The sequence below is a fragment of the Methylobacterium sp. J-048 genome (genome assembly GCF_022829515.1).
Classification (GTDB): domain Bacteria; phylum Pseudomonadota; class Alphaproteobacteria; order Rhizobiales; family Beijerinckiaceae; genus Methylobacterium.
In genome coordinates this window covers 1-16,113 of sequence record NZ_JAKSYL010000227.1, presented here as the reverse complement: position 1 = coordinate 16,113, position 16,113 = coordinate 1, and the positions used below count along the sequence as shown (strand labels likewise).

The 16,113-nt window shown below is 71.4% G+C and carries 11 protein-coding genes; 6 read left to right on the top strand and 5 right to left on the bottom strand.

Features of this window, described 5'->3' with window-relative positions; all coding sequences use genetic code 11:
- Nucleotides 1-43: 43 nt before the first annotated feature.
- Together MKL09_RS22275 and MKL09_RS22270 are read left to right on the top strand one after the other, a co-directional pair.
- Nucleotides 44-1,210, top strand: a complete 1,167-nt coding sequence (locus tag MKL09_RS22275; protein ID WP_244023793.1) for a phosphoserine transaminase — start codon at nucleotides 44-46, stop codon at nucleotides 1,208-1,210.
- Nucleotides 1,211-1,367: 157 nt separating this feature from the next.
- Complete coding sequence (locus MKL09_RS22270) at nucleotides 1,368-1,565, top strand: DUF1902 domain-containing protein (protein ID WP_244023791.1); 198 nt, start codon at nucleotides 1,368-1,370, stop codon at nucleotides 1,563-1,565.
- Between the two features lie 264 nt (nucleotides 1,566-1,829).
- Here MKL09_RS22270 and MKL09_RS22265 read toward each other — a convergent pair whose 3' ends face one another.
- The 3 genes from MKL09_RS22265 to tesB form a co-directional block, all read right to left on the bottom strand.
- Nucleotides 1,830-3,347, bottom strand: coding sequence for an ammonium transporter (locus MKL09_RS22265; protein ID WP_244023789.1), 1,518 nt, complete (start codon nucleotides 3,345-3,347; stop codon nucleotides 1,830-1,832).
- A gap of 66 nt (nucleotides 3,348-3,413) precedes the next feature.
- A complete protein-coding gene (locus MKL09_RS22260) occupies nucleotides 3,414-3,752 on the bottom strand; it encodes a P-II family nitrogen regulator (protein WP_092036434.1) in 339 nt (112 codons plus the stop codon).
- 301 nt (nucleotides 3,753-4,053) lie between these two features.
- Nucleotides 4,054-4,953, bottom strand: a complete 900-nt coding sequence (tesB, locus tag MKL09_RS22255) for an acyl-CoA thioesterase II (RefSeq protein WP_244023787.1) — start codon at nucleotides 4,951-4,953, stop codon at nucleotides 4,054-4,056.
- 95 nt (nucleotides 4,954-5,048) lie between these two features.
- On the opposite strand from tesB, the gene MKL09_RS22250 reads away from it, so the two are divergent.
- Complete coding sequence (locus MKL09_RS22250) at nucleotides 5,049-6,320, top strand: FAD-dependent monooxygenase (protein ID WP_244023785.1); 1,272 nt, start codon at nucleotides 5,049-5,051, stop codon at nucleotides 6,318-6,320.
- A 1-nt stretch (nucleotide 6,321) separates the two neighbouring features.
- Here the strand turns inward: MKL09_RS22250 and MKL09_RS22245 are convergent, their stop codons facing one another.
- Together MKL09_RS22245 and MKL09_RS22240 are read right to left on the bottom strand one after the other, a co-directional pair.
- On the bottom strand, nucleotides 6,322-7,848 hold the full coding sequence (locus MKL09_RS22245; protein ID WP_244023783.1) for a glycosyltransferase family 2 protein: 1,527 nt from the start codon (nucleotides 7,846-7,848) through the stop codon (nucleotides 6,322-6,324).
- A 19-nt stretch (nucleotides 7,849-7,867) separates the two neighbouring features.
- Nucleotides 7,868-10,975, bottom strand: coding sequence for a rhamnan synthesis F family protein (locus tag MKL09_RS22240; protein WP_244023781.1), 3,108 nt, complete (start codon nucleotides 10,973-10,975; stop codon nucleotides 7,868-7,870).
- 290 nt (nucleotides 10,976-11,265) lie between these two features.
- Here MKL09_RS22240 and MKL09_RS22235 point away from each other — a divergent pair, with 290 nt between their 5' ends.
- Genes MKL09_RS22235 through MKL09_RS22225 form a run of 3 tightly spaced genes read left to right on the top strand, consistent with a single transcriptional unit; the run spans nucleotide 11,266 to nucleotide 16,011 of the window.
- Nucleotides 11,266-12,270, top strand: coding sequence for an AAA family ATPase (locus tag MKL09_RS22235; RefSeq protein WP_244023779.1), 1,005 nt, complete (start codon nucleotides 11,266-11,268; stop codon nucleotides 12,268-12,270).
- Nucleotides 12,271-12,272: 2 nt separating this feature from the next.
- Nucleotides 12,273-13,184 carry a DUF58 domain-containing protein gene (locus tag MKL09_RS22230; protein WP_244023777.1) on the top strand — a complete coding sequence of 304 codons (912 nt, stop codon included), beginning with the start codon at nucleotides 12,273-12,275 and terminating at the stop codon, nucleotides 13,182-13,184.
- Nucleotides 13,185-13,191: 7 nt separating this feature from the next.
- Nucleotides 13,192-16,011: a DUF4159 domain-containing protein gene (locus MKL09_RS22225; RefSeq protein ID WP_244023774.1), complete on the top strand. Its 2,820-nt coding sequence runs from the start codon at nucleotides 13,192-13,194 to the stop codon at nucleotides 16,009-16,011.
- Nucleotides 16,012-16,113 lie beyond the last annotated feature (102 nt).

Here is a 16,113-nt window from a genome sequence, read left to right as displayed (position 1 = left end):
CCTCCCCGCCGAGGAGCGCCCATCTGCAAGGATGGATCCGACGATGAGCCGACCCGACAGGCGCCCGCGCGTTCCCCATTTCTCGTCCGGCCCCTGCGCCAAGCGTCCGGGCTGGACGCCTTCGGCCCTGGCCGACGCCGCGCTCGGCCGGTCGCACCGCTCCGTGATCGGCAAGGCCAAGCTCGGCCGGGCGATCGACCTGACGCGCTCGGTGCTGCAGGTGCCCGACGATTACCGGATCGGCATCGTGCCGGCCTCCGACACCGGCGCCGTCGAGATGGCGATGTGGACCCTGCTCGGGCCGCGCCCCGTGGAGGTCGCCGCCTGGGAGGCGTTCGGCAAGGAGTGGGTCACCGACGCGCTCAAGCAGCTCAAGATCGCGCCTAAGATCCACCAGACGCCCTACGGCGTGCTGCCGGACCTCGCGGCGATCGACACCCGGAACAGCGACGTGGTCTTCACCTGGAACGGCACCGCTGCCGGCGTGAAGGTCCCGAACGGCGACTGGATCGCCGCCGACCGCGCCGGCCTGACGATCTGCGACGCCACCTCGGCGGCCTTCGCGCAGCCGCTCCCCTGGGACAAGCTCGATGTCGTTACCTTCTCCTGGCAGAAGGTGATGGGCGGCGAGGCGGCGCACGGCATGCTGGTGCTCTCGCCCCGGGCGGTGGCCCGTCTGGAGAGCCACGTCCCGGCCTGGCCGCTGCCAAAGGTGTTTCGGCTCACCAAGGACGGCAAGCTGATCGAGGGCATCTTCAAGGGCGACACGATCAACACCCCCTCGATGCTGGCGGTGGAGGATTACCTCGACACCCTGGACTGGGCGGTGCGGATCGGCGGCCTGCCGGCGCTCCACGCCCGGGCCGACGCCAACGCGAAGGCGATCTACGACTGGGTCGCCCGGACCCCGTGGATCGCGCCGCTGGCGGTCGATCCCGCGACCTACTCGAACACCGGCGTCTGCCTGGTGATCGCCGACCCGGACGTGCTCGCCCGCGGCGACGCGGCGGTGGCGGCCCTGGCGTCCGGCATCGTCGAGCGCCTCGACCGCGAGGGCGTCGCCCTCGACATCGGCGCCTACCGCGACGCCCCGGCGGGCCTGCGGATCTGGTGCGGCGCCACCGTGGAGACGGCCGATCTCGAGGCGCTGACGCCCTGGCTGGACTGGGCGTTCGCCGAGGAGAAGGCGGCGCTGAGCCGGGCGGCTTAGCGGGGTCGAGCGGGACGCTCCAACGCGCCCGCTCATTCTGCGGCGCGGGAAGCGCGTCTCTGGATGAGCGGGCGGACCGGAGAGACGCGGCGTCGTTGCGAAAACCTGTCGCACCGGCCGGTTCGCGTGATGCCTGTTGTCCCGTCAGGAGGCTGCCATGCCCCGCCACGCCGTCATCCGCTGCACGTGGGATCCAGACGCGGCCGTCTGGTATGTGTCGGAGAGCGATGTCCCAGGCGTCGTCACGGAGGCCGAAACGCTCGATGCCTTGCGGCACAAGCTGCCCGGCATGATCCAGGACCTCCTCGAGGACTTTTTGAGCGGAGATATCGAGGTCGATCTTATTCCACGCTGATGGACGAGATCAGGTCAGGCGGGGCATTCGCAGCGGCTCTCCCGTCATTGCGAGCGCAGCGAAGCAACCCAGCGCAGCGCGCGATCTCCGGATGTCGCGTCTCCCTAGGTTGCTTCGCTGCGCTCGCAATGACGGTGTGGCCCGAAGCTCTTTCGAACGAGCGCTGAGGCACGGTCCAAACGGCAAAAACAAAAACCCCGGCCCATACGGAGCCGGGGTTTTCCACGTCTGCGGCGCGGCCCCGGAGGGCCGCGCCGGTCGGTCTCAGTAGTTATAGGCGCGCTCGCCGTGATCGGCGATGTCGAGGCCCTCGCGCTCTTCTTCCTGGGTCACCCGCAGGCCGATCGTCAGGTCGACGAGCTTGTAGAGGATCGCCGAGCCGATACCCGACCATAGCAGGGTCAGGCCGACCGCCTCCGCCTGGATAATGAGCTGGCTCACCATGTCGTAGGCACCGACCGCCAGCTCGCCCGGCTTCGAGGTGTAGTCGGGGATACCGACGCCGCCGAGGTTCGGGTCGACCAGGATGCCGGTCGCCAGGGCGCCCAGGATGCCGCCGATGCAGTGCACGCCGAACACGTCGAGCGAGTCGTCGTAGCCGAGCGCGTTCTTCACGGTGGAGCACATCACGAAGCAGACCACGCCGGCCACGAGGCCGAGCACGATCGAGCCCATCGGGCCGGCGAAGCCCGAGGCCGGGGTGACCGCCACGAGGCCGGCGACCGCGCCCGAGAGCATCCCGAGCAGCGACGGCTTGCCCTTGAGCGCCCACTCGGCGAACAGCCACGCCACCGCGGCGCCGCAGGTCGCCACGAAGGTGTTGAGCATCGCCAGCGCGGCGGTGCCGTTGGACTCGAGGTTCGAGCCGGCGTTGAAGCCGAACCAGCCGACCCACAGCAGCGAGGCGCCGATCATGGTCATGGTCAGCGAGTGCGGGGCGAGCAGGTCGCGGCCGTAGCCGATGCGCTTGCCCATGATCAGGCAGCCGACGAAGCCGGCGATGCCCGCGTTGATGTGCACCACGGTGCCGCCGGCGAAGTCGAGGGCGCCCTTCTGGAAGAGGAAGCCCGCATCCTTGTTGACCGCATCCAGCGCCGCCTGGGCGGTCGCCTTCGAGGCGTCGTCGGTGGCGGCGGCGAGCGCCTTGGCGGCGTTGCCGACGGCGTCCGGGCCGGCCCAGTACCAGACCATGTGGGCCATCGGGAAGTAGATGACCGTGACCCAGAGGATCGTGAACACCACCAGCGCGGAGAACTTCATCCGCTCGGCGAAGGCGCCGACGATCAGCGCGGGCGTGATCATCGCGAACGTCATCTGGAAGCACAGATAGACGTATTCGGGGATCACGACGCCGTTGGAGAAGGTCGCCACCGTCGAATTGGCGTCGATGCCCTTCAGGAACGCCTTGGACAAGCCGCCGACGAAGTCGTTGATGCCGCCGCCGTTGGTGAAGGCGAGGCTGTAGCCGTAGAATACCCAGAGCAGGCCGACGATCGACACGATCGCGAACACCTGGGTCAGCACCGAGAGCATGTTCTTGGTGCGCACGAGGCCGCCGTAGAACAGGGCCAAGCCCGGCACGCTCATCATAAGCACGAGGGCCGAGGAGATCATCATCCAGGCGGTGTCGCCCTTGTTGGGCAGCGGCGCGGCGGCAGCGGCGGCCGCCGGTGCCGCGGAGGCGGCTTCCGGCGCCGGGGTCTGCGCCAGGGAGGGCTCGATCAGGAGAACGGCCAGCGCCGCGCCTCCCAACCCGAGCATCAGGGCATTACGGACTTTCATGGACAGGTGGCTCCGGTCACGATTCGTTGCGCGTTGCGTAAAGGTTGAAGCTGTCGGCGGGCCGGCTCAGAGGGCGTCGGCGTCGGTCTCGCCGGTCCGGATGCGCACCGCCTTCTCGAGGGGCAGCACGAAGATCTTGCCGTCGCCGATCTGGCCGGTGCGCGCCGCACCCGCGATGGCGTCGATGACGCTGGAGGTCAGGTCGGAGGCGACCGCGACCTCGATCTTGAGCTTGGGCAGGAAGCTCACCGCGTATTCCGCACCCCGGTAGATCTCGGTGTGGCCTTTCTGGCGGCCGTAGCCCTTCACTTCCGTCACCGTCAGTCCGTGGACGCCGATTCCGGTGAGCGCGTCGCGCACCTCCTCCAGCTTGAACGGCTTGATGATGGCCATCACGATCTTCATGGGCGGCGCCCCCTTACAGAGTCCTTGGAAACCGATGCCGTCGCACGAGTTGCGCGGCGACCCGGCCCGGGTCGCCCGCTGAGCCGGACTGGCCCGCGGTTGAGCGGGGCTATTCAAGGACTATGCCACCCAAGCAGGGCGGGGAACTTTTCGGCCGGACGCCGTTATGCCCAGCAAATAGCCGGATCAGGCCAGACCCGAGGCAGACACTCCGGCCGACATGCCCACCAAGCGGGCAATCGCTGCGAAACTATGCATTTTCCGCAGGTGCATTTCGGCAACGCACGTTGGCGAAGGCGTTTTAATCCCCGTGCGGGCGGATCAGACCTTCCTGCGCCACGGAGGCGACGAGGTTGCCGGCGCGGTCGAAGATCTGGCCGCGGGCAAAGCCCCGGGCGCCGCCGGCGGCCGGGCTGTCCTGGGCATAGAGCAGCCAGTCGTCGATCCGGACCGGGCGGTGGAACCAGAGGGCGTGGTCGAGGCTGGCCGCCTGGATAGTGGGATCGAACACCGAGCTGGCATGCGGGATCAGCGACACGTCGAGCAGCGTCATGTCGGAGGCGTAAGCCAGTACCGCCTGATGCAGCGCCGGGTCTTCCGGCAGGGACGAGGCCGCGCGCAGCCAGACATTGAACACCGGCTTCGGTGGAGCCCCGCCCGTCCGCCGGGCGGTGTAGCGGTCGAGGTCGACCGGGCGCAGCTCGATCGGGCGCTTGCGGCCGAAATAGGCGGCCACCGCCTCGGGCATGCCGGTGGCGCCGGAAGCCGCCAGGGCCTTGCCGTCGAGCAGGCCGTCCGGCCCAGCGACATCGGGCATGGCCGGCTGGTGGACGAGTCCGCCCTCGGAGACCTGGTAGGAGACCGTGGTGGCGAAGATCGCCCGGCCGTGCTGGATCGCCTTGACCCGCCGCGTGGTGAAGCTGCGCCCGTCGCGGATGCGCTCGACCTCGTAGACGATCGGCGCGCGGGGATCGCCCGGGAGCATGAAATAGGCGTGGAGCGAGTGGGCCGGCCGGTCGTCCGGCACAGTGCGGGTGGCGGCCACCAGGGCCTGGGCCACCACTTGGCCCCCAAACACCCGGCGCCAGCCGGTCTTGGGGTTCTGGCCCCGGAACAGGTCGACCTCGAGCCGCTCCAGGTCGAGGATGGCGATGAGTTCGGCGACCGCGTCGGTCAGCGTGTCGGTGGTGGCGTCGGTCATGAGTCGCGGGGTTTCCGTTCGTCGTGCAAGTACGACATAGGCCTTTCAGGCAAGGCGATCCACGCGCTCGGCCGACAGACCGGAGATCCGTGACGATGACGGCCCAGACGCCCCGCCCCGGCAGCCGCAGCCTCCTGATCGCCGGCGGCGGCCTCGCCAGCCTCGCCCTGGCGCTGGCGCTCAAGCAGGCCCATGGCCCGGCACTGGCCGTGACCGTGATCGACCCCCACGCCGCCGACCCCGCCCGGCATCGCGGCCGCGCCTACGCGCTGGCGGCGGGCGGTCGGCGGATGCTGGCACAGCTCGGGCTGTGGGAGAGAATCGCGGTCGCGGCCGAGCCGATCGCCGAGATGGTGATCTCCGACAGCCGGATCGGCGATCCGGTACGGCCGGTGTTCCTGACCTTCGGGCGGGAGGCGGAGGACCAGGCCGACCGCGGCGTCGGCGAGCCCTTCGCCCACATGGTCGAGGCCGAGCCCCTGGCCACGGCCCTGGCCGAGGCGAGCCGGGAGGCGGGCGTGGAGATCCTCGGGGCCGGGGTGGTCCGGGCCGTGCCGGAGGGCGCGGCGATCCGGGCGGAGCTGACCACGGGCGCAACCCTGAAGGCCGACCTGCTGGTGGCCGCCGATGGGGCGCGCTCGCGCCTGCGCGAGGCGGCGCGGATCGGCTGGGTCGGCTGGTCCTATCCGCAGGTCGGGATCGTCGCCACGATCGGGCATGCCCGCCCCCATAACGGGCGCGCCTTCGAGCACTTCCTGCCCGCCGGTCCGTTCGCGATCCTGCCGCTGCGGGACGGCGGGTCGCTCGGCCACCGCTCCTCGATCGTCTGGACCGAGCGGGAAGACGAGGCCGACGCACTGCTGTCGGGCGAGCCCGACGAGGTGCTGGCCGAGATCGAGCGCCGGTTCACCCTGGACCTCGGCACGCTCGCCCTGGAGTACGGCCCGAGCCGACACCCGCTGGCCTTCGGCATCGCCCGGGCGTTCCGGGCAGAGCGGCTGGCACTGCTGGGGGATTCGGCCCACGTCATCCACCCGATCGCCGGCCAGGGTCTCAATCTCGGCTTGGCGGACGCCGCGGCGCTGGCGGAAGCCGTGACCGGCGCCCTGCGGCTCGGCCTCGATCCCGGCAGCCCGGACGTGCTGCGCGAATACGAGCGCGCCCGCCGGTTCGACAGCTTCGCCATGGCGGCGGCGACCGACGGGCTGAACCGGCTGTTCTCCAACGACGCCCTGCCGCTGCGGCTCGCCCGCGACCTCGGCCTCGGGATCGTCGACCGCCTGCCCGGCCTCAAGCGGTTCTTCATCGGCGAGGCCGCGGCCTCCCGGGGCACCCGGCCCCGGCTGATGCGCGGCGAGGCGCTGTGACTCAGGCGGGCCGGCGCTCGCTCACCCAGCGAGCCGCGTCGGCCCGGGGGGCGACCACGTCGGTGTCGGTGCGCAGCTGCGGGCTGTAGGCGGGGTCGTCGGTCAGCACGTCGTGCCAGCGGCGCAGGAAGCGTGAGATCTGCGAGCCCGGAGCGAAGCTGGTCTGCCGGGAGGCGCTCTCGTGGTGCGCCATCTCGGCGAACGGCGTGTAGACGATCCGGTAGCCGAGCATCCGCAGCTTGAAGCACAGGTCGACGTCGTTGAAGTCGAGGGCAAAGCTCTCGTCGAAGCCGTCGACCGCCTCCAGCACCGCCTTGCGGGTGGCGAACAAGGCGCCCGTGACCGACGAGCAGTCGCGCTGTGTCAGCGCCCAGTCGCCGTAGGTCGGCTCGGCCGCGTCGCGGTTGTACCAGGGATGGGCGCAGACATCGAAGATGCCGCCGAACATGCCGGCATGCTGGATCTTGCCGCTCGGGAACAGCAGCCGCCCGCCGACGCCGCCGACGCCGCGGTCCAGCGCGAAGGTCAGGAGCGCCTCGATCCAGCCGGGGCGGCGCACCACGAGGTCGTCGTTCATCAGGATGACGAGGTCGGTCTCGGCGGCGCGCCAGAGGGTGTTCATCTTGGCCGCGTAGTTGAACGGCGCACCCTCGGGCCGCGTGGTGAGCAGGCGGGTCACCGCGAACCGGTCCGAGCGGCCCCGATAGATCGCGTCGTCGGCCCTATCGTCGCCGATCAGCACCCGGATCCGGTCGGCCGGATAGGTGCTGCGGGCGAGGCTGTCGAGGAAGTTGATGACGTGGGGCTTGGCGCCCGCGATCGGGTTTCCGTCCTCGTCCCGGGGCCGGGTCTGGGCGGTGGGCACCACCAGGGTCACCGGCGGGCGCGCGTCGAAGCTGCGGCGGATCTCCAGCGTGTCCGGGGTCAGGCCCGACGCCGTGCGCAGGGGGGCGCCCGAGCCCTGGAACCAGCGGTCGAGCACGTCGGCCCGGGCGGCCCGCTTCGCCTTCGGGCGCGCCAGCGGCGAGGCGATCAGCGTCTGCGGGATCCGGTCGATGCCGATGCCCGCCGAGATCGCATCGAGTAGCAGCCGGAACCAGGCGGCGTTGCCGCTACGCCGGCCGAAATCCGGAGTGAGGCTCGCCAGGGCCGAGACGCGGATCACCAGCGGGAAGCCGATATAGTCGTCGGCCATGAGCAGGGCCGGGTTGAAGGCCGGCTTGCAATGGACGCTGCGGACCTGGCCGTCGGCGCCCACCACGGCGTCGTCGCCGTAGAAGATGCCGATATCCGGCCGCTCGGCCAGTGCGGCGAGGATCGGTTCGAACAGGTCCGGGTACAACTCGGAGGCCGCCGGGGCCACGAACACGGCCCGGCAGGCGGGAAGCGAGCCGGCGGCGACCTGGTCGAGCTTGCGGTCGTCGACCGGGTGGAAGCGCGCGTCGAGGGGCAGCGGCAGGATCGCGTCCGGCCAGGCGCGCGCGCTCCAGGAGGCCGACGGGGCCGGGACCGGCTTCTTGTTCAACACGGATCGCGTCTCCCGGGCGTCAAATGGGTTCGGCTGCGAGGAGCCGGCGGACGCTCGCCTCCATGGCGGCGGCCACCGCGCCGATCGACAGGCGCTCGCGGATCCGGGCGCGGGCGGCGGCGCCGATCCGCGCGGCGTCGCCGCTGGTCACCGCCCGGGCGGCGTCGGTGAGCGCCCGGGCGAGGTCGGCCTCGTCCACCTGCCCCCATTCGGCGCCGCGCAGGTACGGCCCGTAGGTCTGCTCCAGGGCGGCGATCTCGGCCTTCACCGGGAAGCCGCAGGTGGCGTCGAGGAAGTCGCGGCTGCCGCCGTAATCGGTGGCGACCACGACCTTGCCCATCTCCATCGCCTCGGCGATCGTCAGGCCGAACCCTTCGGAGGAATGCGACGAGGCGTAGACCGCGCAGAGCTCGAACAGGGCGCCGAGCTCGTTCTGGGACAGTGGCTGGTCGATCACCACCACGTCGCCGGTCTTGCCGACGAGGTCGAGCAGCTTCTTGCCCTCGTCGGGCAGGTCGAACACGTGCTTGGTCTTGAGCACGAGCTGCCAGCCGGATTGCGCCAGCCCCGCGGCCCGGAACGCCCGGATCAGCGCGTGCGGGTTCTTGCGGGCGAGGTAGCTCGACCCGTCGAAGGCGTAGAGAATCACCTTCCTGGCCGGGTCGATCGAGAACGCCTTGCGCAGGTTGGCCTTGGCAGCGGCGCTCGCCGGCTCGCCGGGCTCGTTCTCGACCACGTAGGGCACGACATCGACCGGGATGTCGGTGATCTGGCGGAAGATCGCGGCGCAGAACTCGGTGGGCGCCCAGATCGCGTCGAGGCCGTCCACGGTGGGCAGCCAGCCCCCGGGGACATGCGAGGTCTCCCAGACGAACAGCCCGATCTTGAGCCGGGCGCTCGCGGCGATGTCGAGCTGCCGCTCGCTCATCAGCGACTGCCAGCTGTCACCGTTGAAATGCACCAGGGCGATGTCCGGCGCTCCCGAGAAGGTCCGGGCCTGCCAGCCCGGCCCGACCCGGGCATGGACGTGGAACGACCGCTCCATCGGATGTACGTTCAGGGCGAACGGCGCCCGGTGCAGCGCCCGCACGTAGCTGCGCGCCGCGACGCCGAGCCCGTTGGCGTAGTTCATCGGCGAGACATACGAGACCCGCAGGGGCCGCTCCGGCGCCTGGGGCTTGCGCAGGTCGGCCCAGACCTTGGGCCCGGGATACGTGAAGGTCTGGTCGAGCCGATCGAGGTCGAAGCCCCGCTCCTCGATCGCTTCGCGCACCGCCGCGCCCCCGATCGCGGCGTGCTCGCCCAAGAGCGAGCGCTTCACGAACGGGAAGCCCTGGGTGAGCATGTTTTCCCAGTCGAACAGGGTGCGGTTGTTGCGCGGGTCGTTGACCAGCGTCATGTGCTTGTTCTGGGCCGAGAACAGGCTGCGCATCCCGAGCCCGGCAGCACGCATGCGCTGCGAGAAAGTCAGCTCGTACTCGGTGATGACGCTGTTCTTGTCCGGCCAGTTCGCCACCGACTGGATGAAGTGGTTGAACGCGTAGGAGGACACGCAGCGCTTCTTCAGGGCCAGGAAGAAGCTCTGCAGGTGGTGACTGTAGTAGAAGTTGTCGGCGAGCCCGATTACCGCCTCCGGGTAGGCATCGATTTTCGCCAGCAGCCCGGCGAAATCGCCGCTGTCGAGGGGCCCGACCAGGCTGTCGTTGGCGAGGTAGAGCGTCTCGGAATCGAGCAGGTCGTCGTCCTCCAGGAGGACATGCGCCCAGGCGGCGAAATCGAAGCCCTTGTTCTCGCGCAGGTAGGCCGAGGCGCAGAGCGTCAGGATCACCTCCGGCACCGCGGTCTTGTGCTGGTCGGCCGCAATGATCAGCACGATGTCGATGCCGTTCTCGGAAAACGCCCGCAGGTAGGGCTCGACATGGCCGCGGATGCGCCCCTCCGGCGCGTGGGTGATGAACAGGGCGGTGCGGCCGTGCCGGCGCGGCTCCCGCTTCAGGCAGGACAGGCGGGCATCGGCGGCCTCGGGCACCGCGGCGTCGGCGACGCGGCGGGTCAGGCGGCCCGCCTCAAGCCCGGTCGTGACGTAGTCGATCAGGGGGTTGAGCCCCAGAGCGGCGACCCTGGGGTAGCGAGCCAGGTACCAGGGCGCGTCGAAGCGCGGGGATGGGCTCGTGCGCCGGCCGTTATCGGCCAGGAAATGCGCGAGCGGGTTCGTGTCCGTCTCGTCGTCGGCGAGATAGGTCTTGGTGTACCAGCGCGTGTCGAACCAGGGGCCGGGATCGAGCCCCTCCCGGGCGCCGTGCTCGAGGAAATGCACCAGCGGGTTGAGGCTGTCGGCGCGCACCGCCGCCGATTGCGCGGCGTACCAGTCGGGGTCGAACAGGAGATGCGGGGCGTAGCGGCGATAGCCGCCGGCCATCACGTAATGCTCCAGGGGCTCGAGCCCGCTGGTCTCGGCCTCGGGGCAGCGCCCGCGGTAGAACTCGGCGTCGAAGATCCCGGAGCGGCGGATCAGGTCGACATGCCGCGACAGCCCGGCGAATTCCTCGGGGTTGCGCAGATAGCCCTGCTTCCGGCCGGTCTCGTAATAATGCGCGAGCGCGATGCCGCCGGCTGCCTCCGCATCCGGGTAGCGCGATTGGTACCAGGCGGACTCGAACCGCGGCGACGGGTCGGTGTCGGGACTCTTCACGAAATGGAAGAACGCCCGGGCGCGGGCGTCCGAGCCGCCGAGATAGCGCGCGGCGTACCAGTCCGGGTCGAACAGCGGGTTGGGGGCGATGCCGGCATCGGCGCCGCGCTCGACATAGTGGATCAGCGGGTTCACGCCCTCGGCGCGCAGGCCCGGGACGGCGTCGAGATAGCGGTCGCCGTGGAACAGCGGCGACGGCCAGCGGCCTTCGCGCCCGCCATGGACCGCATAGTGGACGAGCGGGTCGATCCCCTCGCCGACCACGTCGGGATAGCGCCGTGCGTACCAGGCCGGATCGAACAGGCCCGACGCCTTCACGGCCGCCACAAGATCCGCCTGCCGGGGCTCGTTCGTCCGCCGCCGCTTCAGGCGCCGGGCCAACGGGCGCGTGAGGGACCGCGCGGGCCCGGCGACGAACACATCTCGAAGGCGCATGGTGAGTACCGGATACGCGGGAGGCCCGCTTTGCTGCCCACGCCGCAATCCGCGAGAGACATCAGGAGGTTCAGCCGGCCGCCCCGGCTCGCGCGCCTTCCTAATGGTCCGGCCGGCCCGCGCCAAGGGCCGTGTCGCGCGGCCGCTGCGCGGCGGTTCCCAACCCGCCGATCATCCCGCCCAAACCGCGTGCGGCGATCCCGACCTTGCCAGCCCGGTGCGAACGGCCCCACATTGACCGGATGACCGACGGGGTTCCCCGGGACCCCGGACAGGAGACGGACAACCGCATGACGCAGGCGATCAGCCCGGCCACCAGCCTCGACGACGGCATCGTGGCGACCGCGGAGACCTGCCTCGCCGCGGTGGGTCAGGCGCGGGACGCGATCCACGGGGTGATCTTCGGCCAGGAGAAGGTCGTCGATCTCGCCTTGGTGACGATCTTGGCGGGCGGCCACGGCCTGCTCGTCGGCCTGCCGGGGCTCGCCAAGACCAAGCTCGTGGAGACGCTGGGCACCGTGCTCGGCCTCGATGCGCGACGGGTGCAGTTCACCCCGGACCTGATGCCGTCCGACATCCTCGGCACCGAGATTTTGGAGGAGGATGCCGACCGCCGCCGGGCGTTCCGGTTCGTGCAGGGGCCGGTCTTCACCCAGCTGCTGATGGCCGACGAGATCAACCGGGCGAGCCCGCGAACGCAATCGGCCCTGCTTCAGGCGATGCAGGAGGGCCACGTCTCGGTGGCCGGCGCCCGCCACGACCTGCCGCGGCCGTTCCACGTGCTCGCCACCCAGAACCCGATCGAGCAGGAGGGCACCTACCCCCTGCCCGAGGCCCAGCTCGACCGCTTCCTGTTGGAGATCGACGTCGGCTATCCCGACCGCGCCGCCGAGCGCCGCATCCTGATCGAGACCACCGGCATCGACGAGGTGCGCCCGCACGCGGTGATGTCCACCGAGCAGTTGCTCACCGCCCAGCGCCTCGTGCGCCGGCTGCCGGTGGGCGAGGCCGTGGTCGAGGCGATCCTCGACCTCGTGCGCGCCGCCCGGCCCGACGGCGGCGACCCGCTGGTCAAGGACAAACTGCTCTGGGGGCCCGGCCCCCGCGCCAGCCAGGCGCTGACGCTCGCCGCCCGCGCCCGCGCGCTGATCGAGGGCCGGGTCGCGCCCTCCGTGGCTGACGTGAAGGCGCTGGCCGAGCCGGTGCTCAAGCACCGGATGGCGCTCAGCTACACCGCCCGCGCCGACGGTGAGACCATCGAGGGCCTGATCGGCAAGCTCGCCGAGAAGCTTTAGCCTTGGTCGGGACACACGCCCTCGACTTCGAACGGCGCACCCCCGGCAGGCGCGAGAGCGAGGGCGCGACCGCCCTCTCCGAAAAAATGCCTCGTCTCGTCCTGGAGGCGCGGCGGGTATCGAGCCTGCTGGCCCACGGTCTGCACGGCCGACGCCGGGCCGGGCCGGGCGAGAGTTTCTGGCAGTTCCGCCCCTTCGTCACCGGCGAGGCCGCCGCGCGGGTCGACTGGCGCCGTTCGGCCCGGGACGACCGGCTCTACGTGCGCGAGCGCGAATGGGAGGCGGCCCACAACATCTGGCTGTGGATCGACCGCTCCGCCTCGATGGCTTTTTTTTCGGACTTGGCATCCGCGTCTAAAGTCGAACGGGCTCTGGTCCTGGGGCTGGCCCTGGCAGATGCCTTTGTGGAGGGCGGCGAGCGGGTCGGGCTCCTCGGCTTGACCCGGGCCACCGCCTCGCGCGGCATCGTCGAGCGAATGATTCAGGCGCTGGTCGCCGACAGGGCCGGGTTGGACCAGGACCTGCCGCCCCGGGCGAGCCCGGCCCGGTTCGACGAGGTGGTGCTGATCGGCGATTTCCTCACTACACCCGACCGGATCGCGAGTGTGGTGCAAAACCTCGCTGGACGGGGTAGCCGTGGCCACCTGCTGATGGTGGTCGATCCGATTGAGGAGACCTTCCCGTTCTCCGGTCAGGCCGTGCTGCACGACCTCGAAGGCGGGCTCAGCCTCGATATCGGCGATGCCGATGCCTGGGGCGCCCGCTACCGCGCCCGAATCGCCGAGCACCGCGCCGCCCTGCAGGCGATCGCCCGCCAGCAGGGCTGGACGCTCACCATCCACCGCACCGACCGCCCGGCGAGCGAGGCGGCCCTGCGGCTCGCCACGCTGATCGCCGCGCGCGGCCCGGAGTGAGGCCGCAATGCTGGGTCTGACCTTCGCGGCGCCCCTGGCGCTCGCCGCCCTGATCGGCCTGCCGGCCCTGTGGTTCCTGCTGCGGGTGACGCCGCCGCGGCCGCGCCGGATCGAATTCCCGCCGCTCAAGCTCGTCGCCGACCTGATCCCGCAGCGGCAGACGCCGGCGCGCACCCCGCCCTGGCTGCTGCTCCTGCGCCTGCTGATCGCCGCCGCCCTGATCCTGGCGGTGGCCGGCCCGGTCTGGAATCCCGGCGGCGTCGGGGCCGGCGGCGGGCGCAGCGCGCTCCTCGTGCTCCTCGACAACGGCTTCGCCGCCGCCCACGACTGGCGCGACCGGCTGCGGGTCGCCACCGACGCGGTCGAGGGCGCCGCCCGGGACGGACGGCCCGTGGCGGTGATCGGCCTGGCCGAGCCGGCCGCCGCCTTCGAGGCCAAGACCCCAGCCGCCGCCCTGGAGCGCCTGCGCGCCCTGGCACCGCGCCCGATCCTGCCGACTCGCGACGCGCATCTCGCCAGCATCGGGACGTTCCTGGAGAAGAACCGCGGCGCCGGCCTCGTCTGGATCAGCGACGGCGTCGCCGGTGCCAGCGACGAGCGCTTCGCCAAGGGCTTGGCCGATCTCGTCGGCGGCAACGGCGCCGCCCTGACCGTTCTGCGCGCGGACAAGCCGCCGGCCCTGGCGCTCACCGCCACCGAGACCGGCGGCACCCTTACGGCCCGGGCCCTGCGGGCGGCCCCGAACGGGCGCGACACCGGCGTGATCCGGGCCCTCGACCAGAAGGGCCTGCCACTGGCCGAGCGCGACATCGCCTTCGCAGCCGATGCCACCGAGGCGACGGCGACCTTCGAGATGCCTGTGGAGCTGCGCAACAGCATCAGCCGCCTGGAAATCGCGGGCGAGCGTTCGGCCGGGGCCGTGGTGCTCCAGGACGAGCGCGGCAAGCGCCGCCGGGTCGGACTCGTGTTCGGCGGCACCCTCGATCAGGCCCAGCCGCTGCTGGCGCCGACCTACTACCTCGCCCGGGCGCTCCAGCCTTTTGCCGACGTGCAGGAGGCCCGCGGCGCCAAGGGCACGGCGGAGTCGATCACCCAGCTCCTCGACAATCAGGTCTCGGTGCTGGTGCTCGCCGATGTTGGGGCGCTGGACGAGCGGACCACCGCCCGGGTCGAGAGCTTCGTGAAGGCCGGCGGCATGCTGCTGCGCTTCGCCGGCCCGCGCCTCGCCGCCGGCAACGACCCGCTGGTGCCGGTCCGCCTGCGCCGGGGCAACCGGACGCTGGGCGGCACCCTGTCCTGGGACAGTCCCAAGACCCTGGCGCCGTTCCCGCCCGAGAGCCCCTTCGCCGGGCTGACCCCGCCGGCCGATATCGGCGTGCGCCGCCAGATCCTGGCCGAGCCGGACGGCGACCTGCCGAACCGGACCTGGGCCTCTTTGCAGGACGGCACGCCGATCGTCACCGCGCAGAAGCGCGGCCAGGGCACGCTGGTGCTGTTCCACGTCACCGCGGACACGACCTGGTCGAACCTGCCGCTCTCGGGGCTGTTCATCGACATGCTCCGGCGGGTGGTCGGCCTGGCCGGTGCCTCGGCGCCCCCCGCGGGTGAGGCGAGCCGGGCGTCCGCCGTGGTGCTCGCCCCCCGGGCGACGCTGGACGGGTTCGGGGCGCTCGGCTCGCCCCCCGCCTCGGCCACGGCGGTCGCGGCCGATTACGCCGACCGGGGGAACGCCGAGCACCCACCCGGCTTCTACGGACCGGCCGATGGCGGCATCAGCGTCAACGCCCTGAAGCCCGACGACCGCCTGAAACCCCTCGACACCGCGGCGCTTGCCGGCGCCCGGATCGGAACCCTCGCCGGAGCCGAGACCCTGGATCTGCGCTCGACCTTGTTCACCCTGGCGCTGCTGCTGCTCGCCCTCGACACCCTGGCGGGCCTGTGGCTCGGCGGCTTCCTGCGTCGCTCCGCCTGGGCGAGCCGCCTGCGCGGACGCCCGGCCGTACTGGCCTTCGCGGGCCTCCTGCTATTCGCCGCCCTGCCGGCGCCGCCCCTGCGCGCCGAGGAGCCCGCGGCCAACCGGCCGAACGGCATCGAATCGTCCCTGGTCACGCGGCTCGCCTACGTGATCACCGGCGACGCCGCCCTCGACGAGGCCAGCCGGACCGGGCTGACCGGCCTGACCCAGATGCTCGCCGCGCGCACCGCTCTCGAACCGGGCGAGCCCGCCGGGATCAACCCGGCCAAGGACGAGCTGGCCTTCTACCCGCTGATCTACTGGCCGATCGCGCCCTCGCGGCCCCAGCCCTCCGAGGCGGCGATCCGCAAGATCGACGCGTTCATGCGCAACGGCGGCACGGTCCTGTTCGACACCCGCGACGCCCTCACCGCCCGCCCGGGCGGCCCGCCCTCCCCGGAGGCGGCGTACCTGCGCAAGATGCTGGCGACCCTCGAGGTGCCGGAGCTGGAGCCGGTGCCCCTCGACCACGTGCTGACCAAGGCGTTCTACCTCGTCGACAGCTTCCCGGGCCGCTACGCCACGGGCCAGACTTGGGTCGAGGCGCTGCCCCCCGCCGCTGAGGGCGCCGAGCGCCGCCCGGCCCGGGCCGGCGACGGCGTCAGCCCGATCATCATCACCGGCAACGACCTCGCCGCCGCCTGGTCGGTGGGCCGCCGCGGCGAGCCGCTCTACCCGGTGGTCGGCGGCGACCAGCGCCAGCGCGAGATGGCCTTCCGGGGCGGCGTCAACATCGTGATCTACACGCTCACCGGCAACTACAAGGCGGACCAAGTCCACGTGCCCGCGCTGCTGGAGCGGCTGGGGCAGTGACAGGCATCGACACGTTTCCCGGGCAACGCTTGCTCCCATCAGATTCCCTCATCCTGAGGTGCGGCCGCGCAGCGGGCGCCTCGAAGGAGCCCTCCAGCGGTC

Coding starts and splice junctions, on each gene's coding strand:
- MKL09_RS22270 (WP_244023791.1), top strand. CDS start 1,368: ATGCCCCGCCACGCCGTCATCCGCTGCACGTGGGATCCAGACGCGGCC.
- MKL09_RS22260 (WP_092036434.1), bottom strand. CDS start 3,752: ATGAAGATCGTGATGGCCATCATCAAGCCGTTCAAGCTGGAGGAGGTG.
- MKL09_RS22240 (WP_244023781.1), bottom strand. CDS start 10,975: ATGCGCCTTCGAGATGTGTTCGTCGCCGGGCCCGCGCGGTCCCTCACG.
- MKL09_RS22275 (WP_244023793.1), top strand. CDS start 44: ATGAGCCGACCCGACAGGCGCCCGCGCGTTCCCCATTTCTCGTCCGGC.
- MKL09_RS22235 (WP_244023779.1), top strand. CDS start 11,266: ATGACGCAGGCGATCAGCCCGGCCACCAGCCTCGACGACGGCATCGTG.
- tesB (WP_244023787.1), bottom strand. CDS start 4,953: ATGACCGACGCCACCACCGACACGCTGACCGACGCGGTCGCCGAACTC.
- MKL09_RS22250 (WP_244023785.1), top strand. CDS start 5,049: ATGACGGCCCAGACGCCCCGCCCCGGCAGCCGCAGCCTCCTGATCGCC.
- MKL09_RS22225 (WP_244023774.1), top strand. CDS start 13,192: ATGCTGGGTCTGACCTTCGCGGCGCCCCTGGCGCTCGCCGCCCTGATC.
- MKL09_RS22265 (WP_244023789.1), bottom strand. CDS start 3,347: ATGAAAGTCCGTAATGCCCTGATGCTCGGGTTGGGAGGCGCGGCGCTG.